Origin of the sequence: Pseudomonas sp. NPDC089547 (genome assembly GCF_050280665.1) — a bacterium.
Taxonomy (GTDB): Bacteria; Pseudomonadota; Gammaproteobacteria; order Pseudomonadales; family Pseudomonadaceae; genus Aquipseudomonas.
Genome location: NZ_JBNNVS010000001.1, coordinates 313,270 through 334,441 on the forward strand (window position 1 = coordinate 313,270; position 21,172 = coordinate 334,441).

The 21,172-nt window shown below is 63.8% G+C and carries 20 protein-coding genes; 15 read left to right on the plus strand and 5 right to left on the minus strand.

Annotated elements, in window-relative coordinates:
* Nucleotides 1-16: 16 nt before the first annotated feature.
* From ACQKPZ_RS01390 to ydcS, 4 genes are all read right to left on the minus strand, one after another.
* Nucleotides 17-823, minus strand: coding sequence for an ABC transporter permease (locus ACQKPZ_RS01390; RefSeq protein WP_264361975.1), 807 nt, complete (start codon nt 821-823; stop codon nt 17-19).
* Nucleotides 813-1,724, minus strand: a complete 912-nt coding sequence (locus ACQKPZ_RS01395) for an ABC transporter permease (RefSeq protein ID WP_427535096.1) — start codon at nt 1,722-1,724, stop codon at nt 813-815. The genes ACQKPZ_RS01390 and ACQKPZ_RS01395 overlap by 11 nt, the downstream gene beginning before the upstream one ends.
* Nucleotide 1,725: 1 nt before the next feature.
* Entirely contained in the window at nt 1,726-2,757 is a 1,032-nt protein-coding gene (locus ACQKPZ_RS01400; protein WP_427535098.1) for an ABC transporter ATP-binding protein, read from the minus strand.
* 156 nt (nt 2,758-2,913) lie between these two features.
* Nucleotides 2,914-4,065, minus strand: a complete 1,152-nt coding sequence (gene ydcS / locus ACQKPZ_RS01405) for a putative ABC transporter substrate-binding protein YdcS (protein WP_427535100.1) — start codon at nt 4,063-4,065, stop codon at nt 2,914-2,916.
* Nucleotides 4,066-4,221: 156 nt separating this feature from the next.
* Here ydcS and ACQKPZ_RS01410 point away from each other — a divergent pair, with 156 nt between their 5' ends.
* From ACQKPZ_RS01410 to ACQKPZ_RS01480, 15 genes are all read left to right on the plus strand, one after another.
* Nucleotides 4,222-4,905 (plus strand): tellurite resistance TerB family protein, encoded by a 684-nt coding sequence (locus ACQKPZ_RS01410; protein WP_427535102.1) that lies wholly within the window; start codon nt 4,222-4,224, stop codon nt 4,903-4,905.
* Between the two features lie 249 nt (nt 4,906-5,154).
* Nucleotides 5,155-6,777 (plus strand): methyl-accepting chemotaxis protein, encoded by a 1,623-nt coding sequence (locus tag ACQKPZ_RS01415; protein ID WP_427535104.1) that lies wholly within the window; start codon nt 5,155-5,157, stop codon nt 6,775-6,777.
* Between the two features lie 5 nt (nt 6,778-6,782).
* Nucleotides 6,783-7,289, plus strand: a complete 507-nt coding sequence (locus ACQKPZ_RS01420; protein WP_427535106.1) for a chemotaxis protein CheW — start codon at nt 6,783-6,785, stop codon at nt 7,287-7,289.
* Nucleotides 7,286-8,560, plus strand: a complete 1,275-nt coding sequence (locus ACQKPZ_RS01425) for a CheR family methyltransferase (RefSeq protein ID WP_427535108.1) — start codon at nt 7,286-7,288, stop codon at nt 8,558-8,560. Before ACQKPZ_RS01420 ends, ACQKPZ_RS01425 begins: the two co-directional genes overlap by 4 nt.
* A complete protein-coding gene (locus ACQKPZ_RS01430) occupies nt 8,557-9,222 on the plus strand; it encodes a chemotaxis protein CheW (protein ID WP_427535110.1) in 666 nt (221 codons plus the stop codon). Before ACQKPZ_RS01425 ends, ACQKPZ_RS01430 begins: the two co-directional genes overlap by 4 nt.
* Nucleotides 9,219-11,522 carry a hybrid sensor histidine kinase/response regulator gene (locus ACQKPZ_RS01435; protein WP_427535112.1) on the plus strand — a complete coding sequence of 768 codons (2,304 nt, stop codon included), beginning with the start codon at nt 9,219-9,221 and terminating at the stop codon, nt 11,520-11,522. Before ACQKPZ_RS01430 ends, ACQKPZ_RS01435 begins: the two co-directional genes overlap by 4 nt.
* On the plus strand, nt 11,519-12,532 hold the full coding sequence (gene wspF / locus ACQKPZ_RS01440) for a Wsp signal transduction system protein-glutamate methylesterase WspF (protein ID WP_391130301.1): 1,014 nt from the start codon (nt 11,519-11,521) through the stop codon (nt 12,530-12,532). The genes ACQKPZ_RS01435 and wspF overlap by 4 nt, the downstream gene beginning before the upstream one ends.
* Before the next feature lie 51 nt (nt 12,533-12,583).
* On the plus strand, nt 12,584-13,588 hold the full coding sequence (gene wspR / locus ACQKPZ_RS01445) for a Wsp signal transduction system regulator diguanylate cyclase WspR (RefSeq protein WP_391130296.1): 1,005 nt from the start codon (nt 12,584-12,586) through the stop codon (nt 13,586-13,588).
* Between the two features lie 228 nt (nt 13,589-13,816).
* A protein-coding gene (prfB, locus tag ACQKPZ_RS01450; protein WP_427535114.1) for a peptide chain release factor 2 occupies nt 13,817-14,912 on the plus strand; the annotation gives its coding sequence in 2 pieces (ribosomal slippage) (nt 13,817-13,888 and nt 13,890-14,912; 1,095 coding nt in all).
* A 93-nt stretch (nt 14,913-15,005) separates the two neighbouring features.
* Nucleotides 15,006-16,508, plus strand: coding sequence for a lysine--tRNA ligase (gene lysS / locus ACQKPZ_RS01455; protein ID WP_391130290.1), 1,503 nt, complete (start codon nt 15,006-15,008; stop codon nt 16,506-16,508).
* A 207-nt stretch (nt 16,509-16,715) separates the two neighbouring features.
* A complete protein-coding gene (locus tag ACQKPZ_RS01460) occupies nt 16,716-17,420 on the plus strand; it encodes a TetR/AcrR family transcriptional regulator (RefSeq protein WP_391130459.1) in 705 nt (234 codons plus the stop codon).
* Nucleotides 17,421-17,449: 29 nt separating this feature from the next.
* Entirely contained in the window at nt 17,450-17,998 is a 549-nt protein-coding gene (locus tag ACQKPZ_RS01465) for a hypothetical protein (RefSeq protein ID WP_427535116.1), read from the plus strand.
* Between the two features lie 139 nt (nt 17,999-18,137).
* Nucleotides 18,138-19,415, plus strand: coding sequence for a flavohemoglobin expression-modulating QEGLA motif protein (locus tag ACQKPZ_RS01470; protein WP_012270793.1), 1,278 nt, complete (start codon nt 18,138-18,140; stop codon nt 19,413-19,415).
* Nucleotides 19,387-20,310, plus strand: a complete 924-nt coding sequence (locus ACQKPZ_RS01475; RefSeq protein WP_427535118.1) for an alpha/beta hydrolase — start codon at nt 19,387-19,389, stop codon at nt 20,308-20,310. The genes ACQKPZ_RS01470 and ACQKPZ_RS01475 overlap by 29 nt, the downstream gene beginning before the upstream one ends.
* Nucleotides 20,307-20,633: a hypothetical protein gene (locus ACQKPZ_RS01480; protein WP_300025053.1), complete on the plus strand. Its 327-nt coding sequence runs from the start codon at nt 20,307-20,309 to the stop codon at nt 20,631-20,633. The genes ACQKPZ_RS01475 and ACQKPZ_RS01480 overlap by 4 nt, the downstream gene beginning before the upstream one ends.
* Before the next feature lie 162 nt (nt 20,634-20,795).
* On the opposite strand, the gene ACQKPZ_RS01485 is transcribed toward ACQKPZ_RS01480, so the two are convergent.
* Entirely contained in the window at nt 20,796-21,080 is a 285-nt protein-coding gene (locus ACQKPZ_RS01485) for a type II toxin-antitoxin system Phd/YefM family antitoxin (RefSeq protein WP_427535120.1), read from the minus strand.
* Between the last annotated feature and the right edge of the window lie 92 nt (nt 21,081-21,172).

Below are 21,172 nucleotides of genomic sequence, written 5' to 3' on the forward strand. Positions count from 1 at the left end.
CGGAACTCCTCCAGGGTCATTTGCCACTGCCCGCGACGCTTTCGCCGCCACGGGTCAGGTAATAGGCGCCAAGGATCGGCAGCATGGTCACCAGCATCACCAGCATGGCGACCACGTTGGTCACCGGCACGTCGCGCGGGCGGCTGAGCTGGTTGAGCAGCCAGATCGGCAGGGTGCGTTCGTGGCCGGAAGTAAAGGTGGTGACGATGATTTCATCGAACGACAGGGCAAAGGCCAGCATGCCGCCGGCCAGCAGCGCTGAGCCGAGGTTGGGCAGGATGATGTAGCGGAAGGTCTGCCAGCCATCGGCGCCCAGGTCCATGGAGGCTTCGATGAGGCTCTGCGAGGTGCGCCGCAGGCGGGCGATCACGTTGTTGTACACGATCACCACGCAGAACGTTGCGTGGCCGACCACGATGGTGAACACCCCGGGCTCGATACCCAAGGTCTTGAACGCTGAAAGCAGGGCAATACCGGTAATGATGCCGGGCAGGGCGATGGGCAGGATCAGCATCAGCGAAATGCTCTCCTTGCCGAAAAAGCTGCGCCGGTAAAGCGCTGCCGACGCCAGTGTGCCTAGCACCAGGGCGATCAGTGTGGCCAGGCAAGCCACCTGCAGCGACAGCTTGATCGCCTCCAGCACATCGGGCCGGGCGAAGGCCACGGCAAACCACTTCAGGGTAAAGCCCTTGGGCGGGAAGCTGAACGCCGCGTCTTCGGTATTGAAGGCGTACAGGAAGATGATCAGGATCGGGAAATGCAGGAACACCAGCCCGCCCCAGGCCGCCAGGCGTAGCCCTGTTGATGCTTTTTCAGAGTGCATCGAAGGCTCCCAGGCGCTTGACGATGGACAGGTACACCGCAATCAGCACGATTGGCACCAGGGTGAAGGCGGCGGCCATTGGCATGTTGCCGATTGCGCCTTGCTGGGCATAGACCATGCTGCCGATGAAGTAACCGGGCGGGCCGATCAGTTGCGGCACGATGAAATCGCCCAGGGTGAGCGAAAACGTGAAGATCGAGCCGGCAGCGATGCCCGGGATCGACAACGGCAAGATCACCTGGACGAACGTTTGCCCAGGCCGTGCGCCGAGGTCTGCCGAGGCTTGCAGCAGCGAAGGTGGCAAGCGTTCCAGCGAGGCCTGGATCGGCAGGATCATGAACGGCAGCCAGATGTACACGAACACCATGAAGCGCCCCAGGTGCGACGTCGACAGCGTGCTGCCGCCCACGCCCGGCACGGCCAGCACTGCTTGCAGCAGAGTGTCCAGGTGCAGTTGCTGGACAAACCACTGGGCCACCCCGCCCTTGGCCAGCAGCAGGGTCCAGGCATAGGTCTTGACGATGTAGCTGGCCCACATCGGCATCATGACCGCAATGTAGAAAAACGCCTTGGTCTTGCCGCTGGTGTAGCGCGCCATGTAGTAGGCGATGGGAAAGGCCAGCACCGCGCTGGCCAGCGACACGGCCACGGCCATGCCCAGCGTGCGCAGGATGATGTCAAAGTTCGACGGGTTGAACAGCGCGGCGAAGTTGCCCAGGGTCAGGTCCGGGGTTACCGCCATGGTGAAATCGTCGAACGTGTAGAAGCCCTGCCACAGCAGGTTCAGCAACGAGCCCAGGTAAATTGCGCCGAACCAGGTCAGCGGTGGAATCAACAGCAGTGCCAGGTACAGGTTGGGGCGCCGGTACAGCACGTTGGACAGGCTTCGCAGTGTGCTCATGTCAGCGGGCCTCGGTTTCCTGCAGCACCGTCATGGCCTCCCGGGGCCAGTGTGCCAGCACCCGTTGCCCGGGCTGCCAGGCCTGCGCTTGTGCCTGCCAGCGGTCGTTAGCCTGGCTTACCGCCAACAGCTGGCCGCTGTCCAGTTGCAGTTCATAGCGGGTGGCGCTGCCTTGGTACTGGATATCGCGCAGCACGCCGCTGACCTGCACCTCATGGCTGGTTACCACCGGGTCGCCCAGGCGGATGTGCTCGGGGCGGATGGAGAAGGGCGCCGAGCTGCCATTGAGCGCCAAGGCCAGCTCGCCACGCAGCACGTTGGAGGTGCCAACAAACTCGGCAACGAAGGTGGTGGCAGGCTTCATGTACAGGTTGCGCGGCGTGTCGACCTGCTCGATGCGGCCGCGGTTGAACACCGCAACCCGGTCGGACATCGACAGTGCCTCGGTCTGGTCGTGGGTGACGAAGATGAAGGTGATGCCCAACTGGCGTTGCAGTTTTTTCAGCTCGCCTTGCATCTGTTCGCGTAGCTTCAGGTCCAAGGCGCCGAGCGGCTCGTCCAGCAGCAGCACCCGGGGCCGGTTGACCAGCGCCCGCGCCAGGGCCACGCGCTGGCGCTGGCCGCCGGACAGCTGCGCCGGCTTGCGCGCGCCGTAGCCGGCCAGGGCCACCATGGCCAGAGCCTCTTCGGCGCGGCTGTGGCGTTCGGCCTTGGCCACGCCTTTTACCTTCAGGCCATAGGCGATGTTGTCCAGCACGTTCATGTGCGGGAACAGCGCGTAGTCCTGGAACACGGTGTTGACGTCACGCTGGTAGGGCGGCACACCAGCGGCTTCGACGCCGTGGATACGGATCGAGCCGCTGCTGGGTTGCTCGAAGCCGGCGATCAGGCGCAGGCAGGTGGTTTTGCCCGAGCCGGAAGGGCCGAGCATGGAAAAGAATTCGCCATCGATGATGTCGATACTGACCTGGTCGACGGCCTTGACCTCGCCGAAGGTGCGGGAAACCTGGGTGAACTGGACGGCTAGGGGCATGGACAACTCCAAGGAAGAACCGGGGGCGCTTTGCGCCCCTTTCGCGACACAAGGCCGCTCCTACAGAGGTACGCGGGCTCCTGTAGGAGCGGCCTTGTGTCGCGAAAGGGCTGCGCAGCAGCCCCAGATCAGGCAATACATCAGTACAGGTTTGCGCTAGCGCCCACCCATGATCGCAATGTAATCCTGGGTCCAGCGGCTATACGGCACAAACTTGCCCCCCTGGGCCTGCGGCGTTTTCCAGAAGGCAATCTTGTCGAAGTTGTCGAAGCCGTTGGTCTTGCAGCCCTCGGCGCCCAGCAGTTCGCTGCCGGTGCACGCCGCTGGCACCGCCGGCAGCGAGCCGAACCAGGCCGCCACATCACCCTGCACCTTCGGCTGCAACGACCAGTCCATCCACTTGTAGGCGCAGTTGGGGTGCTTGGCCTCGCTGTGCAGCATGGTGGTGTCGGCCCAACCGGTCGCGCCTTCCTTGGGAATGGTCGAGGTCACCGGCTGGTTCTCGGCCTTCAGGCCATTGACCATGTAGCCCCAGGAACTGGAGGCCACCACGCCTTCGTTCTTCACGTCGCTCATCTGCACCGTGGCGTCGTGCCAGTAACGGTGGATCAGCGGCTGCTGCTGGCGCAGCAGTTCAAGCACGGCCTTGTATTGCTCCTCGTTCAGCTCATACGGGTCCTTGATGCCCAGCTCGGGCTTGGCCGACTTCAGGTACAGCGCCGCGTCGGCGATGTAGATCGGCCCGTCGTAGGCCTGCACGCGGCCCTTGTTCGGCTTGCCGTCGGGCAGGTTCTGCGGCTCGAACACCACGCCCCAGCTGGTGGGGGGCTGCTTGAAGGTATTGGTGTTGTACAGCAGCACGTTCGGCCCCCATTGGTAAGGGGTGCCGTAGACCTGCTTGTCGACCACGTACCAGCCGCCATTCTGCAGGCGCGGGTCGATGTTCTTCCAGTTGGGGATAAGCGCGGTGTTGATCGGCTGCACACGCTTGCCCACGATCAGCCGCAGTGAAGCATCGCCCGAGGCGGTGACCAGGTCGTAGCCGCCCTTGGTCATCAGGCTGACCATTTCGTCCGAGGTGGCAGCGGTCTTGACGCTGACCTTGCAGCCGGTTTCCTTCTCGAAGCCGCTGACCCAGTCGTAGGCCTTGTCGCTTTCACCGCGCTCGATGTAGCCGGGCCAGGCAACGATATCCAGGCGCCCCTCGCCAGGCCCCAGGGCCTTGGGCGGTTCGGCGGCTCGCAGGCTGGCGCTGGCCAGCACGGCGCAGGTGGCGGCGCCGAGCAATGCGGTCTTGTGCACTGACATGGTGTTCCCTCTTCTTGGAGATTTTGGTCGCGGCAGTGGTCGAGTCTAGTTGGCTTTTTGCCAGCCAATGCAACATCCGGAAGCAAATGCGGGCATGGCTTGTGCTCGGGCAGGCCTTACTCTGGCGATTGAATCTTCTTACGTGGAGACACACGAATGAACACCCGCGGCTTGCTCGATCAACTCCTCAAATCCGGCCAGCAAATGCTCGAAAAACAGGGCGGCGCGAACAAGTCCGGCGGCGCTGCCGGTGGGCTTGGCGGGCTGTTGTCCGGTGCAGGAGGTGGCTTGTTGGGTGGGGGCGCTCTGGGCTTGTTGCTGGGTAGCAAGAAGGCCCGAAAATACGGCGGTAAGGCCCTGACCTACGGCGGCCTGGCCGCGCTGGGTGTGCTGGCCTACAAGGCCTACGGCAACTGGCAGGCCAGTCAGCGGACCAACGCCGCCGAACCTCAAACCGTCGACCGCCTGCCGCCCGCCCAGGCCGAGCAGCACAGCCAGGCGGTGCTGCGGGCGCTGGTGGCGGCGGCCAAGTCTGATGGGCACATAGACGAACGCGAGCGGGCGCTGATCGAGGGCGAGTTCACCCGCCTGGACAACGACCGCGAACTGCAGCACTGGCTGCATGCCGAGTTGAACAAGCCGCTGGACCCGGCCGAAGTGGCCCGCGCCGCACAAACGCCGGAAATGGCCGCCGAGATGTACCTGGCCAGCGTGATGATGGTTGATCAGGAAAACTTCATGGAGCGTGCCTACCTGGACGAACTGGCCCGCCAATTGCGCCTGGACCCGGGCTTGCGTCAGGAACTGGAAAGCCAGGTGCGGTTGGCTGTGGCCCAGTGAATGGGTAGATGGGGGCCGCTGTGCGGCCCTTCGCGGGCATGCCCGCTCCCACAGGTTCGGCACAACCTTCGACCATTCGGTGATACCTGTGGGAGCGGGCGTGCCCGCGAAGGGCTGCACAGCAGCCCCAATGGCATGTCCATCAGCAGGGATGCCTGTTTACCCCTCACATCACCCGCAAATCTGTAAGGCCTCTAGGCTATACTTCGGCGATTTTTCCCGCTCGTTGTGAATTCCTGAGGGCTGAATGTGAAGAACTGGACCTTGCGCCAACGGATCCTGGCAAGTTTTGCCGTGATCATCGCCATCATGTTGCTGATGATCGTGGCCGCCTACTCGCGGTTGGTGGCCATCGAAACCGCCGAAGAGGCGGTGGGGACCGACAGCATTCCCGGGGTCTACTACAGCTCGATGATCCGCAGCGCCTGGGTCGACAGCTACGTCACCAGCCAGCAGTTGGTTGGCCTGTCAAACCACCGCGAAATCACCTCGGCTGACATGGAACTGTTCAAAAGCTTTGACGACCGCCTGAAGCAGCACATGGCGAGTTACCAGGGCACGATTCAGGACAAGGACGACCAGACCCGCTTCGACAGCTTTGTGCAACTGGAAGAAAACTACCTCAAGATCGTTGGTCAGGTACTTGATGCCTACCGCCAGCACAATTACGACGAAGCCCAGCGGCTGATCACCGAGGTGCTCACCCCGGCCTGGGTGGAAGGTCGCAAGCACCTGAACGAGGTGATCGAGCACAACCGCGCTTCTGCCGACGCCGCCACCAACGAAATCGTCAGCGCCGTGAACACGGCCAAGGGCAGCATGGTGGTATCGCTGTTGCTGGCCATTGTCGCAGCCGGCATCTGCGGCTTGCTGCTGCTGCGTGCTATCACCGCGCCTGTGCAGCGCATAGTCCATGCCCTCGACAAATTGCGCTCGGGCGACCTGAGCATGCGCCTGAACCTGGACCGCAAAGACGAGTTTGGCGCCATCGAAAGCGGCTTCAACGAAATGGCCGAGGCGCTGGCCAACCTGGTAGCCCAGGCCCAGCGTTCGTCTGTACAGGTAACCACCTCGGTGACCGAAATCGCCGCCACGTCCAAGCAGCAGCAGGCCACCGCGACCGAAACGGCCGCCACCACCACGGAAATCGGCGCCACCTCGCGGGAAATCGCCGCCACCTCGCGTGACCTGGTGCGCACCATGACCGAAGTCACCTCCGCCGCTGACCAGGCGTCCAGCCTGGCCGGTTCCGGCCAGCAGGGGCTGGCGCGCATGGAAGAGACCATGCACCAGGTAATGGGCGCCGCCGACCTGGTCAGCGCCAAGCTCGGCATCCTCAACGAGAAAGCCAGCAACATCACCCAGATGGTGGTGACCATCGTCAAGGTCGCCGACCAGACCAACCTGCTGTCGCTCAACGCCGCTATCGAAGCCGAGAAGGCCGGTGAGTATGGCCGTGGTTTTGCCGTGGTGGCCACCGAAGTGCGCCGCCTCGCCGACCAGACTGCCGTGGCTACCTACGATATCGAGCAGATGGTGCGCGAGATCCAGTCGGCGGTATCGGCTGGCGTAATGGGCATGGACAAGTTCTCCGAAGAGGTGCGCCGCGGCATGTTCGAGGTGCAGCAGGTCGGTGAGCAACTGAGCCAGATCATTCACCAGGTGCAGGCCCTGGCGCCACGTGTGTTGATGGTCAACGAAGGCATGCAGGCCCAGGCCACGGGCGCCGAGCAGATCAACCAGGCGCTGGCGCAACTCAGCGATGCCAGCACTCAAACCGTCGAGTCGCTGCGCCAGGCCAGTTTTGCCATCGATGAGCTGAGCCAGGTGGCCGCTGGCCTGCGTGGCGGCGTGTCGCGTTTCAAAGTCTGACCGCGATGAACAACTTGCAACCGCGTGCCGCGCGGGCGGAGAACGCCAAGGGGGCGTTGTACCTGCAGTTTCGCATCAAGGCGCAGCGCTTTGCCCTGAGCGTGCACGAGGTTATCGAAGTGCTGCCGCGCCAGCCGCTCAAACCGATCGCCCAGGCACCTGCCTGGGTTGCGGGCATTCTCGCCCACCGTGGCCTGCTGGTGCCGGTGATCGACCTGGCGGCGCTGAGTTTTGGCCAACCCGCAGCGCAACGCACCAGTACCCGCCTGGTGCTGGTGCACTACCGTAGCGGCTTGCAACTGGGCCTGATCCTGGAACAGGCCACTGACACCCTGCGCTGCCACCCCGACGAGTTCCAGCCCTACGGGGTGGACAGCGGCGAGGCGCCCTACCTGGGCCCTGTGCGCCAGGACGAACAGGGCCTGGTACAGCGCATCGCAGTCAATGACCTGCTACCCGACGCCGTGCACCACCTGCTTTACGCGGATGATCCGACAGGGATGCCGACATGAACGAACAGCGTTTTTACCGCTTCTTGCGTGAGCGCATCGGCCTGGATGTGGAGTCGGTGGGTGCGCCCATGGTCGAGCGCGCGCTGCGTCAGCGCTGCGTGGCTGCGAATGCCATGGACCTGGATGACTACTGGCTGCGTCTACAGCAATCGGCGGATGAGCAACAGGCCTTGATCGAGGCCGTGATCGTCCCGGAAACCTGGTTCTTCCGTTACCCCGAATCCTTTACTGCCCTGGCCAACCTGGCGCAAAAACGCCTTGCCGAGCTGGCCGGAGCGCGCCCGCTGCGCTTGCTCAGCTTGCCATGCTCTACGGGTGAAGAACCCTATTCGCTGGCCATGGCCTTGCTCGACGCCGGTATCGCGCCCGGTGCGTTCCTGATCGACGGCATGGACATCAGCCCAAGCTCGGTGGCCAAGGCAGGGCAAGCCCTTTATGGGCGCAATGCCTTCCGTGGCAGCGACCTGGGCTTTCGCGAGCGGTTCTTCGATGCCATCGACGAAGGCCACCGCCTGCATGAACGGGTGCGGCAGCAAGTCAGCCTGCAGGTGGGCAATGTGCTGGACCCGGCGCTGGCCAGCCGCGATGGCCTTTACGATTTTGTGTTCTGCCGCAACCTGTTGATCTATTTCGACGTGCCAACCCAGCAGCGTGTGTTCGAAGTGCTCAAGCGCCTGATGCATCCGCAGGGCGTGCTGTTTATCGGGCCGGCCGAAGGCAGCTTGCTGGCGCGGTTGGGCATGCGGCCGCTGGGGATTTCCCAGTCGTTTGCCTATGTGCGTCAGGAGGGCGAAAGCGCCCCGTTGGCAGCGGTTACGGCCCCGCCAGCGCGGCGCATGTTGCCGCCGTTGGCCACGCCGGGCTATGTGCCGCCAGGCGCAGCATCGCCGCGCCCTGCACGCGTAACGCCTGTGGCGGCAAAGCCTGCACCGCCACCCGTGCCCAATCGCGACAGCGAAAGCGAGCTGCTGGCCAGCATTGCCCGGCATGCCAACGCAGGTGCCAGCGAGCTGGCCCGTGCCGAATGCCAGCGCTACCTCGGGCAGTTCGCGCCTTCGGCGCAGGTGTATTACTGGCTGGGGCTGCTCAGCGATACCGAAGGTGATGCCCAACTGGCGCTGAGCCATTATCGCAAGGCCTTGTACCTGGAACCGCAACACGCCGAAGCACTGGTGCACCTGGCGGCCTTGCTGGCGGCACAGGGCGACCTGGCCGGCGCCAGGCGCCTGCAGGAGCGTGCCGCCCGGGTTGGCCGGGAGTCTGAACGATGATGGGAGAATCCGCGCTGCAACTGCTTGCCGAGGATGACGCGCACATCGACGACTGCTGGAACCGCATCGGCGTGCATGGCGACAAGCAATGCCCGTTGCTGGAACGTCATGTCCACTGCCGCAACTGCGAAGTCTACGCCGCTGCGGCCACGCGCCTGCTCGATCGCTACGCGCTGGTGCAGGAGCACCAGGCAGCGTCGACCCAGGCAGTCGACGAAAGCACTGGCCGCTCCATGTTGTTGTTCCGCCTGGGCGAGGAGTGGCTGGCACTGGCTACCGCCAGCCTGGCGGAAATCGCCCCGTTGCAGGCCGTGCATTCGTTGCCGCACCAGCGCTCACGGGTGTTGCAGGGCGTTGCCAACGTGCGCGGTGCGTTGGTGCCGTGCCTGTCACTGGCTGACTTGCTGGGTGTACAGGTCAGCCCCGTCGAACAGCGCAGCGGCCGGTCGATGCCACGCATGCTGATCCTGGCAGCCGACGGTGGGCCGGTGGTGATGGCGGTCGAGGAAATCGACGGCATTCATCGCCTCGACCCGCTGCTGCTGGACAGCGGCCAGGACACCTCGCGTTTCACCGCAGCCGTCTTGCAATGGCGCGGCCGCAGCGTGCGGGTACTGGACGATCAACAATTACTGTCTGCCGTGCAGCGGAGCCTGTCATGACCCCAGAGCAAATGCGCGACGCATCGCTGCTCGAACTGTTCAGCCTGGAGGCCGAGGCGCAGACCCAGGTGCTCAGCACTGGCCTGATGGCGCTGGAGCGCAACCCTACCCAGGCCGACCAGCTTGAGGCCTGCATGCGTGCCGCCCACTCGCTGAAGGGTGCGGCGCGCATCGTTGGCGTGGATGCCGGCGTCAGTGTCGCCCACGTGATGGAAGACTGCCTGGTAGCCGCCCAGGAAGGCCGCTTGCGGCTGAGTGCCGAACACATCGATGCGCTGTTGCAAGGCACCGACCTGCTGATGCGCATTGCCACGCCCGGCGATGTTGCGGCGCAGGCGACCCTGCCCGTATTCCTTGCGCAAATGGCCAGCCTGCTCGACCCCGGCGCCGCACCCATGCCGGCCGCGCCGCTGCCGGCCGAAGCCCTGCCAGCGCTGCCGCTGGCCACCTTGCCCGCCAACCCGCTGCCGCTACCCAGCGAACCGCCCGAGCCAGACCCGGAGCCTGAACCGGCCCCGCGCCGCAAGGCCGGCAAGCGCGCCACAGAAGGCAGCGAGCGGGTACTGCGGGTCACTGCCGACCGCCTGAACAGCCTGCTTGACCTGTCCAGCAAGTCGCTGGTGGAAACCCAGCGGCTCAAGCCTTACCTGGCCACCTTGCACCGCCTCAAGCGCATGCATGGCCAGGGCATGCAGGCGCTCGATGGCCTGCGCCTGCAACTGGAGGACAGTGGCCAGAGCACTGAGGTGCTCGAAGCCCTGGCGCAAACCCAACGCCTGCTGGTGGAAACCCAGCAGATCCTGCAACAACAGGCCGCCGACCTGGACGAATTCGGCTGGCAGGCCAGCCAGCGTGCGCAGCTGCTGTATGACACCGCGCTGGCCTGCCGGATGCGCCCGTTCGCTGACGTGCTGACCGGCCAGAGCCGCATGGTGCGTGACCTTGGTCGCTCGCTGGGCAAGCCGGTGCGGCTGGTGGTGGACGGCGAGAAAACGCAGGTTGACCGCGATGTGCTGGAAAAACTCGAAGCACCGCTGACCCACCTGTTGCGCAATGCCGTCGACCACGGTATCGAGCCGCCGGAGCGGCGCATGCTGGCGGGCAAGCCGGAAGAAGGGGAGATTCGCCTGCGCGCTTCACACCAGGCGGGCATGCTCAGCCTGGAGCTGATCGACGACGGGGCCGGCATCGACCTGGAACGCTTGCGCAGCAGCATCGTGGAGCGCGCCCTGTCCCCCGTCGACACAGTGGTGCGCATGAGCGAAGCAGAGCTGCTGACGTTCCTGTTCCTGCCCGGCTTCAGCCTGCGCGACAAGGTTACCGAGGTGTCCGGCCGTGGTGTCGGGCTGGATGCCGTACAGCACATGGTCCGCGAGCTGCGCGGCTCCATCGAGCTGACCCAGCTGGCGGGGCAGGGCTGCCGCTTCCATTTGCAGGTGCCGCTAACCCTGTCGGTGGTGCGCAGCCTGGTGGTAGAGGTGGGCGGCGAAGCCTATGCCTTCCCGCTAGCTCACATCGAACGCACGCTGGAAGTGACGGCCGAACAGATCGTGCAGATCGAAGGGCGCCAGCATTTCTGGCACGAAGGCCGGCATATCGGCCTGGTGGCGGCCAGCCAGCTGCTGAACCGGCCAGCCGGTCAAAGCGAAGAAATCAGCCTGCGGGTGGTGGTGATCCGTGAGCGCGAGCAGCTGTACGGCGTGGCTGTGGAACGGTTGGTGGGTGAACGGGTACTGGTGGTGATGCCGCTCGACCCGCGCTTGGGCAAGGTGCAGGACATTTCGTCCGGCGCCTTGCTCGACGACGGTTCGGTGGTGCTGATCGTCGACGTCGAAGACCTGCTGCGCTCGGTGGAAAAACTGCTCAGCACCGGTAGCCTGGAACGCATCGAGCGTGGTAGCGGCGGTGCCCGTGGCGTTCTGCGCAAGCGCATTCTGGTGGTCGACGACTCGCTGACCGTGCGTGAACTGCAGCGCAAGCTGCTGGGTAACCGTGGCTACGATGTGGCGGTGGCGGTAGACGGCATGGACGGCTGGAACGCCTTGCGCGGCGAGGACTTCGACCTGCTGATTACCGACATCGACATGCCGCGCATGGATGGCATCGAACTGGTCACCCTGGTGCGCCGCGACCAGCGCCTGCAATCACTGCCAGTGATGGTGGTGTCCTACAAGGACCGTGAGGAAGACCGACGGCGTGGCCTGGATGCTGGCGCCGACTACTATTTGGCGAAAGCCAGTTTCCACGACGATGCGTTGCTGGAGGCAGTGGTCGAACTGATCGGAGGTGCTCAAGGATGAAGATCGCCATCGTCAATGACATGCCCATGGCCGTAGAGGCGCTGCGTCGTGCAGTCGCCTTCGAGCCTGCACACCAGGTGGTCTGGGTCGCCAGCAATGGCGCCGAGGCGGTGCAGCGCTGCAGCGAACAGTTGCCGGACCTGATCCTGATGGACCTGATCATGCCGGTGATGGACGGCGTGGAGGCCACCCGGCGGATCATGGCCGAAACCCCGTGCGCCATTGTCATCGTCACGGTCGACCGCAAGCAGAATGTGCACCGGGTGTTCGAGGCCATGGGCCACGGTGCCCTGGATGTGGTCGACACCCCGGCGCTGGGGGCTGGCGATGCCCGCGAAGCGGCGGCGCCGCTGTTGCGTAAAATCCTCAATATCGGCTGGCTCATCGGCCAGCAACGTGCACCTGCTGCACGCCAGGTGGCTACACCGCTGCGTGAGGCCTCGCAGCGCCGCGGCCTGGTGGCGATAGGCTCGTCGGCAGGCGGCCCGGCAGCCCTCGAAGTGCTGCTCAAAGGGCTGCCGGCGGCGTTTCCGGCAGCCATCGTGCTGGTCCAGCATGTGGATCAGGTGTTTGCTGCAGGCATGGCCGAATGGCTCAGCAGTGCAGCGGGCCTGCCGGTGCGGCTGGCCCGTGAAGGCGAGCCGCCGCAGCCGGGGCAGGTGCTGCTGGCGGGCACCAATCACCACATTCGGCTGCTACAGAACGGTCAACTGGCCTACACTGCCGAACCTGTCAACGAAATCTACCGGCCCTCGATCGACGTATTCTTCGAGAGCGTGGCGCGTTACTGGAATGGCGATGCGGTGGGCGTGCTGCTCACCGGCATGGGCCGCGACGGCGCCCAGGGCCTGAAACTGATGCGTCAGCAGGGCTTTCTGACCATCGCCCAGGACCAGGCGAGCAGTGCGGTGTACGGCATGCCCAAGGCCGCTGCGGCCATCGATGCCGCAGTGGAAATCCGCCCGCTGGAACGCATAGCCGGGCGCTTGACGGAAATTTTCGGAAAATGACGAATAGTATTGAATCACGCCGCCTGGTCGGCCGTGTCCGGGTGAAAAGGTATGAATGATTTGCCGATCGAAGGTTTTGCCACCCCCAACGAGAACTCGGCGATGGTGCTGCTGGTCGATGACCAGGCCATGATCGGTGAGGCGGTGCGGCGTGGCCTGGCCAACGAAGACAACATCGACTTCCACTTCTGTGCCGACCCGCACCAGGCGGTGGCCCAGGCCATGCGCATAAAGCCCACGGTCATTCTCCAGGACCTGATCATGCCGGGCCTGGACGGCCTGACCCTGGTGCGTGAGTACCGCAACAACCCGGCCACCCAGGATATCCCGATCATCGTCCTGTCGACCAAGGAAGACCCGCTGGTCAAGAGCGCGGCCTTTGCCGCCGGGGCCAACGATTACCTGGTCAAGCTGCCAGACACCATCGAGCTTGTGGCGCGCATTCGCTACCACTCGCGCTCTTACCTTACCTTGTTGCAACGCGACGAGGCCTACCGCGCCTTGCGCGTCAGCCAGCAGCAGTTGCTTGATTCCAACCTGATGCTGCAGCGGCTGATGAACTCCGACGGGCTGACCGGGCTGTCCAACCGTCGCCATTTCGATGAGTACCTGGAGCTGGAATGGCGCCGGGCCATGCGTGAGCAGCAGCAGTTGTCGTTGCTGATGATCGATGTGGATTACTTCAAGGCCTACAACGACAGTTTCGGTCACCTGGCCGGCGACGAGGCCTTGCGCCAGGTAGCCGAGGCGATCCGTGGTTCGTGTTCGCGGCCGACCGACCTGCCGGCCCGCTATGGCGGCGAAGAGTTTGCCCTGGTGTTGCCCAACACCTCGCCAGGCGGGGCACGTCTGGTGGCCGAAAAACTGCGCCAGACCGTGCTGGGCCTGGGCATCCCGCACACGGCCCCGGTGGCCGATGCACGCTTGACCGTGAGCATTGGCCTGGCCACCCAGACCCCGGCTGTCGGCAGCCATTGCCGGCAGTTGATCTCGGCGGCAGACAAGGGCCTGTACCAGGCCAAGAACGGCGGGCGTAACCAGGTCGGGATCGCCTGACCCCCAGAAAACTGCATGGCCCCATGTGGGAGCGGGCGTGCCCGCGAAAAAGGCGACGCGGTGGATGGCACCGGCTTTGCCGGTGTTCGCGGGCACGCCCGCTCCCACAAAGTCTGCGCAACTTCGGCATGTTCTATTCACACGCTACCGCCCGGCGGGTCTGCCGCCTTGCGGCGGACTCGGTTATACTCGCGGGCTTTTCACCGAATTCGCACGAGAGCCTCGCCCATGGAAATCCAACCGATCCTGAACACCATCAAGGACCTCACCGAGCGTTCCCAGTCCATTCGGGGGTATCTTTGACTACGATCACAAGCATGACCGCCTGATCGAAGTCAACCGCGAGCTGGAAGACCCCAACGTCTGGAACAAGCCCGAGTACGCCCAGGCCCTGGGCCGCGAGCGTGCCATGCTGGCGCAGGTGGTCGACACCCTGGACAAGATGTCCAATGGCCTGTCTGACTGCAAGGACCTGCTCGACATGGCCGTCGAGGAAGAAGACGAAGGCGCCGTCAGCGACGTCGTGACCGAGCTGCAAGGCCTTGAAGAAAGCCTGGCACAGCTTGAGTTCCGTCGCATGTTCAGCGGCGAGATGGACATGAACAACGCCTACCTGGACATCCAGGCCGGTTCCGGTGGTACCGAAGCGCAGGACTGGGCCAACATCCTGCTGCGCATGTACCTGCGCTGGGCCGACAAGCGCGGTTTCGACGCCACCATCATCGAGCTGTCCGAAGGTGAAGTCGCCGGTATCAAGGGCGCTACCGTGCACATCAAGGGCGAATACGCCTTCGGCTGGCTGCGTACCGAAATCGGTGTGCACCGCCTGGTGCGCAAAAGCCCGTTCGACTCCGGTGCCCGTCGTCACACCTCGTTCTCGGCGGTGTTCGTGTCGCCCGAGATCGACGACAAGGTCGAGATCGATATCAACCCGTCCGATCTGCGCATCGACACCTACCGTTCCTCCGGTGCCGGTGGTCAGCACGTAAACACCACCGACTCGGCCGTACGTATCACCCACGTGCCGACCAACACCGTGGTGGCCTGCCAGAACGAACGCTCCCAGCACGCCAACAAGGACACCGCCATGAAAATGCTGCGGGCCAAGTTGTACGAACTGGAAATGCAGAAGCGCAACGCCGCTTCGCAGGCGCTGGAAGACAGCAAGTCGGACATTGGCTGGGGCCACCAGATCCGCTCCTACGTGCTGGATGACTCGCGCATCAAGGACCTGCGTACAGGCGTCGAGCGCAGCGACTGCAACAAGGTTCTGGACGGCGACATCGACCAGTACCTGGAAGCGAGCCTCAAGCAGGGCCTGTAAGCCGCACACCACTGCCGTGCTACCTGGCCTGCCGCCGGTAGCGCGTGCCCTGCCCGGAACGGGCAACGAATACCTGATGGAAAGAATGACGACATGAGCGACCTCAAGACCGAATCGCAAGACCTGCAACAGGAAGAAAACGCCCTGATCGCCCTGCGCAAGGAAAAACTTGCCGCAGAGCGCGCCAAAGGCAACGCCTTCCCCAACGACTTCCGTCGCGACAGCTACTGCAACGACCTGCAGAAACAGTACGCGGACAAGACCAAGGAAGAGCTGGAAGCAGCCGCGATCCCGGTCAAGGTTGCCGGTCGCATCATGCTCAACCGTGGCTCGTTCATGGTGATCCAGGACATGACCGGTCGCATCCAGGTCTACGTCAACCGTAAAACCCTGCCCGAAGAAACCCTGGCCGCCGTCAAGACCTGGGACCTGGGCGACATCATCAGCGCCGAAGGCACCCTGGCCCGTTCCGGCAAAGGCGACCTGTACGTCGAAATGACCAACGTGCGCCTGCTGACCAAGTCGCTGCGCCCGCTGCCCGACAAGCACCACGGCCTGACCGACACCGAGCAGCGCTACCGCCAGCGTTACGTCGACCTGATGGTCAACGAAGAAACCCGCCACACCTTCCGTGTGCGTTCGCAGGTGATCTCGCACATCCGCAAGTTCCTCATTGAGCGCGACTTCCTCGAAGTCGAGACGCCGATGCTGCAGACCATTCCGGGTGGCGCAGCGGCCAAGCCGTTCGAAACTCACCACAACGCGCTGGACATGGCCATGTTCCTGCGTATCGCGCCGGAGTTGTACCTCAAGCGCCTGGTGGTAGGTGGCTTTGAGAAGGTGTTCGAGATCAACCGCAACTTCCGTAACGAAGGCGTCTCGACCCGTCACAACCCTGAATTCACCATGCTTGAGTTCTACCAGGCCTACGCCGACTACAACGACAACATGGACCTCACCGAGGAACTGTTCCGTGAGCTGGCGCAGCTGGTGCTGGGTAGCACCGATGTGCCGTACGGCGACAAGGTGTTCCACTTTGGCGAGCCTTTCGCGCGCCTGTCGGTGTTCGACTCGATCCTCAAGTACAACCCCGAGCTGACCGCTGCCGACCTGCAAGACGTCGACCGCGCCCGCGACATCGCCAAGAAGGCCGGTGCCAAGGTGCTGGGCCACGAAGGCCTGGGCAAGCTGCAGGTGATGATTTTCGAAGAGCTGGTCGAGCACAAGCTGGAGCAGCCGCACTTCATTACCGAGTACCCGTTCGAAGTGTCGCCGCTGGCCCGTCGCAACGACGAAAACCCGGCCGTTACCGACCGCTTCGAGCTGTTCATCGGTGGCCGTGAAATCGCCAACGCCTACTCCGAGCTCAACGATGCCGAAGACCAGGCCGAGCGCTTCCTGGCCCAGGTGGCCGAGAAGGACGCGGGTGACGACGAAGCCATGCACTACGACGCCGATTTCGTGCGCGCCCTGGAGTACGGCATGCCGCCGACCGCCGGTGAAGGCATCGGTATCGACCGCCTGGTGATGCTGCTGACCAACTCGCCGTCGATCCGCGACGTGATCCTGTTCCCGCACATGCGTCCGCAGGCCTGAGTGAACTGAACAAGCCGCCTTTCGAGGCGGCTTTTTCTTGCCTGAAGCATTATGTTGTCTGTACCGGCCCCTTCGCGGGCACGCCCGCTCCCACAGGTACTGCACAGGACCTGAACATTGTGCGGTCCCTGTGGGAGCGGGCGCGCCCGCGAAGAGGCCGGCACTGAAGAAACACTGCCCATGAGGTACCCCCCCGTGACACCCGCCATGCCTGACCAGGGCGCCGCCGGCATCGCCACCGCCGTCGCCGAAAGCGTGCAATACCAAGGCCGCAAGACTGCCCGCCAAGGCAGCGAACAGCGCCGCCAGCTGATTCTCGACGCCGCCATGCGCATTGTCGTGCGCGATGGCGTACGGGGTGTGCGCCACCGCGCCGTGGCCGCCGAGGCCGGTGTGCCGCTTTCGGCCACCACCTACTACTTCAAGGACATCGAAGACCTGCTCACCGACACCTTCGCCCAGTACGTCGAGCGCAGCGCCGCTTACATGGCCAAGCTCTGGGCCAACACCGAGGTGGTGTTGCGCCAGTTGCTGGCCCAGGGCGACGGCAGCCCGCAGGCACGGGCAAGGCTGGCTGACGACGTGGCGCGCATGACCGCCGACTACGTACAGCGGCAACTGTTGACCCGCCGCGACTTCCTGATGGCCGAGCAGGCCTTCCGCCAGGAGGCGCTGCTGTGCCCGCGCCTGGCCGAATTGGTGCAGGCCCATGAGCAGATCTTGCTGCATGGCACCCGGCAATTGCTGCAGGTAGTGGGCTCGCGGCAACCGGAACAGGACGCCCAGATGTTGACGGCGATTATCGAGCAGATGGAATATCAGGGCCTGCTCAAGGATGCGAACGCGCAAGCCGATGGGCAGATGCTCGCTATGCTTACCCGATACCTGCAGCTGGTGCTGGCATCGGCCTGAGCCGAGACCGACTTTTCAAGGAGAACCTGATGAAAGCCTGGCGTGTGGTGCTGTTGACGCTGTCATTCCTGCTGCTGGGCGGTTGTCTGGTGACCTTCCATGAGCCCTTGCCCAGCAACCAGGCGGCGCCCAAGGCCCTGCTCGGCAAGTGGAGCAGCAAGGATGCCTGGGGCGAGCCGCTGAAACTGTCCATCAGCCGCAGCGGTGCGGATGCCTATAAGGCCGTTGCCACGGCAAAGGGCAAGAAACCCGAGGAATATGTGTTTACCGTGTCCCGCCATGGCAACCGCTGGTACCTCTCGGCCGGGGTGCCCAAGCGCCTGGGTGGCAACTTCCTGATTGGCGGCTTCGATATCGTCGATGGCAAGGAGCTGGTGCTGTACAACCTGGATGTCGAGCAGGTGCAGCAGGCGGTGGACAAGAAGGAGCTGACCGGCCGCAGCACCGAGGTGCCGGAAGACAACGGCGACGGCGTACTGATCGACAGCCCGTCGGCGCGGGTGCTGGCTTACCTGGACGACCCGGCCAATTCCGACCTGTTTGTTGAAGTGGCGCGCTTCCAGCGCTCGGGCAAGTAACTACCTGTGCCGGCCTCTTCGCGGGCTTGCCCGCTCCCACAGGTACGGCGCTGCTCTCGAATGTGGCGCCGCCCCTGTGGGAGCGGGCAAGCCCGCGAAGAGGCCGGCACAGGTTTCTTGTACTAGAAAGGAGTCCCCGGTGGACGAATACCAGCAAACCATCCGCGCCCTGTCCGACCGCATCGTTGCGGCGCAAACCCCGATCCGCGTGCTGGACGCGGTGAAGTGGGACGACAACATCCGCCAGGGCTTTCTCAAGGCCAAGGGCAAGGAACCGCCGGCCGTCGACCGTGCCTATTACCAGTCGCGCCCGCTGTCGTTCGATTCAAGCGCGGTCAAGGCCGAGTTCCAGGGCATCGAGCGCGACATCATTCGCCAGCTCGGCCAGTTCAACCCGGTCGGGCAGATCATGAAGCGCATGTGCCGCGAATACCGCATGGTGGTGCGCATGCTGGAAGCGCGCGGCACCGAGGACTTCGGCCTGATCTCCCAGGAGCTGTACGGCGCCGCTTCCGATGCCTTCCATGCCGGTGACCCGACCCTGGCCGACCTCGGCATGATGTTCTCCGACTACCTGAACAACATCGACGGCCGCGGCGACCTCAAGGACGAGCCGAAGAACCTGACAGCCAAAGAGGCCGTGGACATTCTCCAGCGTCGCCTGAACAAAGTGTTCGGCGAGGCCGAGGAAACCATTCGCGTGTTCGAGTCTGACGGCATCGTCGCCGATGCAGCGGCGGGTGCCGACTACATCAAGGTGCGCGCCGACGCCATGTTCAACGTCCGCGACGTGCGCGCCCTGGAGGTGCACGAGGGGCTGGTGCACGTGGGCACTACCCTGAACGGCCAGAACCAGCCGATCTGCACCTTCCTGGCCAAGGGCCCGCCCTCGTCGACGGTCACTCAGGAAGGCCTGGCCATCCTCATGGAAGTGATCGCCTTCGCCTCCTACCCCAGCCGCCTGCGCAAGCTCACCAACCGTACCCGCGCCATCCACATGGTCGAGGAGGGCGCCGATTTTCTCCAGGTGTTCAATTTCTTCCGCGAGCAAGGCTTCGAGATGGCGCAGAGCTACAGCAACGCCAGCCGGGTGTTTCGCGGCTCGGTGCCCAATGGCCTGCCATTCACCAAGGACTTGTCCTACCTCAAGGGCTTCATCATGGTTTACAACTACATTCAGTTGGCCGTGAAGAAGGGCAAGCTCGAACAGATCCCGTTGCTGTTCTGCGGCAAGACCACCCTGGAAGACATGCGCACCTTGCGCCAGCTGGTCGAAGAAGGGCTGGTCGAACCGCCCAAGTACCTGCCCGAGCAGTTCCGCGACCTTAACGCGCTGTCGGCGTGGATGTGCTTCTCCAACTTCCTCAACCACCTGAGCCTGGACCGTATTGAAGCCGACTACGCGAACATTCTCTGAGTACTGCCGCCTGCTGGCGCTTGGCTTGGTGTTGCTGGGCCTGGGCGGTTGCAGCAGCCTGCTGTTCTACCCCGAGCGTGGCCAGGCGTTCACCCCCGAGCGGGCCAAACTCGACTACCGCAATGTCACCCTTGTCACATCGGACGGCCTGCGCCTGCATGGCTGGTGGTTGCCGGCCAAGGCGGGCGTTGAAATCAAAGGCACGGTGCTGCACCTGCATGGCAATGGTGGCAACCTGCCGGGGCACCTGGGCGGCAGCTATTGGTTGCCGGAGCAGGGCTACCAGGTGCTGATGATCGATTACCGCGGTTATGGCCTGTCGCAGGGCACGCCGAGGCTGCCAGAAGTGTACGAGGACATTGCGGCAGCCATGGCCTGGCTGGACCAGGCGCCCGAGGTCAAGGGCAAGCCGCTGGTGCTGCTGGGGCAGAGCCTGGGGGGCGCCATGGCCATCCATTACCTGGCGGCCCACCCCGAGCAACGGCAACGCTTCAGCGCACTGGTGTTCGATGGTGTGCCGGCCAGTTACCGTGCGGTGGGGCGCTTTGCCCTCAGCACGTCGTGGATGACCTGGCCGCTACAGGTGCCGCTGTCGTGGTTGGTGCCGGACGGCGACAGTGCAATCCGTTCGATCGAGCAATTGAGCAGCCCGCCCAAGCTGTTCTTCCACAGCATCGATGACAATCTGGTGCCGATGGACAACGGCATCCGCCTTTACCAGCACGCGCCACCACCGCGGGTGCTGCAACTGACCCGCGGTGGGCACGTGCAGACCTTCGCCGACCCCACGTGGCGCCAGGTGATGCTGCGTTTCCTCGACGACCCCAGCCATTTCAACGGCCTTCGGCGGCTGGCCGAAGTGCCCAATTACCCTGACGAGAAGAACAAGCAATGAGTGAAGAACGCAACGCCATCCCGCTGATCCTGACCGGCGTCGGCAGCATCATCGTGACGGTGGGGGCCTTGTGGTACTACGGTTACCTGCATTTCGCCAAACCCGAGGATGCCCTGTTGTTGCAGGACTTCACCATGCTCAAGACCATCCCGGGCGAGGACTACAAGGTTTCGCTGGACCCGGCGCCGCAAGTGGCCCAGTGCGTCGATGGCGTGCTGGTGCTGTTCGACACCGAGCAGAAAGGCCTGACCGGCGTGCTGGTGGACAACCGCAAGCGTGCGGTGCGCTGCATGGGCGAGGAAACCCCGCAGCAGGTGCAGTGAGCCGGCATCTGCATAACCTGCTCCGGCCTCTTCGCGGGCTCGCCCGCTCCCACAGGTACTGCGTCAACTCGACGCCAGCGTAATCCCTGTGGGAGCGGCTTTAGCCGCGAAGAGGCCGGCACAGGCCCTGAAAATCTGACAGGCTAATCCCGCACATCGAACTCAAGGTCGTAACTTCTTGCTTCCTTCGGCTTCTTCGATGAGTTCATCAATATCCACTCGCACAGTGGGCCCACTACGGCGCTGGCGAACGAGCTCAGCCAGTTGCATGTCGTCAATCAGCTCCATCATCGCTTCATAGCGTTCGGGCGGAACCGCATAGAATGCGGGCTCGTTCCGGTTGAGGATGACCACCGTTTCACCAGCAGCTTCGCGGATAGTGCCCATGGGGTCTTTCTTCAAGTCTGTGATGGATGCTGCCAGATCGGCAAGAACCGGGTAGGTCATAGTTGTTTCAACCCATGAGTGTGGTTGGGGATGCTGAAATTCTAGTGCCTTATAAAGTGCTTTTAAAGGTGCTTTTGGAAATTGAAGTGCAA

Excerpts from the sequence above, each read along its gene's own strand:
- ACQKPZ_RS01390 (WP_264361975.1), bottom strand. The coding sequence starts at position 823 with ATGCACTCTGAAAAAGCATCAACAGGGCTACGCCTGGCGGCCTGGGGC.
- ACQKPZ_RS01395 (WP_427535096.1), bottom strand. The coding sequence starts at position 1,724 with ATGAGCACACTGCGAAGCCTGTCCAACGTGCTGTACCGGCGCCCCAAC.
- ACQKPZ_RS01435 (WP_427535112.1), top strand. The coding sequence starts at position 9,219 with ATGACCCCAGAGCAAATGCGCGACGCATCGCTGCTCGAACTGTTCAGC.
- ydcS (WP_427535100.1), bottom strand. The coding sequence starts at position 4,065 with ATGTCAGTGCACAAGACCGCATTGCTCGGCGCCGCCACCTGCGCCGTG.
- ACQKPZ_RS01430 (WP_427535110.1), top strand. The coding sequence starts at position 8,557 with ATGATGGGAGAATCCGCGCTGCAACTGCTTGCCGAGGATGACGCGCAC.
- ACQKPZ_RS01465 (WP_427535116.1), top strand. The coding sequence starts at position 17,450 with ATGAAAGCCTGGCGTGTGGTGCTGTTGACGCTGTCATTCCTGCTGCTG.
- ACQKPZ_RS01425 (WP_427535108.1), top strand. The coding sequence starts at position 7,286 with ATGAACGAACAGCGTTTTTACCGCTTCTTGCGTGAGCGCATCGGCCTG.
- ACQKPZ_RS01410 (WP_427535102.1), top strand. The coding sequence starts at position 4,222 with ATGAACACCCGCGGCTTGCTCGATCAACTCCTCAAATCCGGCCAGCAA.
- lysS (WP_391130290.1), top strand. The coding sequence starts at position 15,006 with ATGAGCGACCTCAAGACCGAATCGCAAGACCTGCAACAGGAAGAAAAC.
- wspF (WP_391130301.1), top strand. The coding sequence starts at position 11,519 with ATGAAGATCGCCATCGTCAATGACATGCCCATGGCCGTAGAGGCGCTG.
- ACQKPZ_RS01485 (WP_427535120.1), bottom strand. The coding sequence starts at position 21,080 with ATGACCTACCCGGTTCTTGCCGATCTGGCAGCATCCATCACAGACTTG.
- wspR (WP_391130296.1), top strand. The coding sequence starts at position 12,584 with ATGAATGATTTGCCGATCGAAGGTTTTGCCACCCCCAACGAGAACTCG.
- ACQKPZ_RS01480 (WP_300025053.1), top strand. The coding sequence starts at position 20,307 with ATGAGTGAAGAACGCAACGCCATCCCGCTGATCCTGACCGGCGTCGGC.
- ACQKPZ_RS01400 (WP_427535098.1), bottom strand. The coding sequence starts at position 2,757 with ATGCCCCTAGCCGTCCAGTTCACCCAGGTTTCCCGCACCTTCGGCGAG.
- ACQKPZ_RS01420 (WP_427535106.1), top strand. The coding sequence starts at position 6,783 with ATGAACAACTTGCAACCGCGTGCCGCGCGGGCGGAGAACGCCAAGGGG.
- ACQKPZ_RS01460 (WP_391130459.1), top strand. The coding sequence starts at position 16,716 with ATGCCTGACCAGGGCGCCGCCGGCATCGCCACCGCCGTCGCCGAAAGC.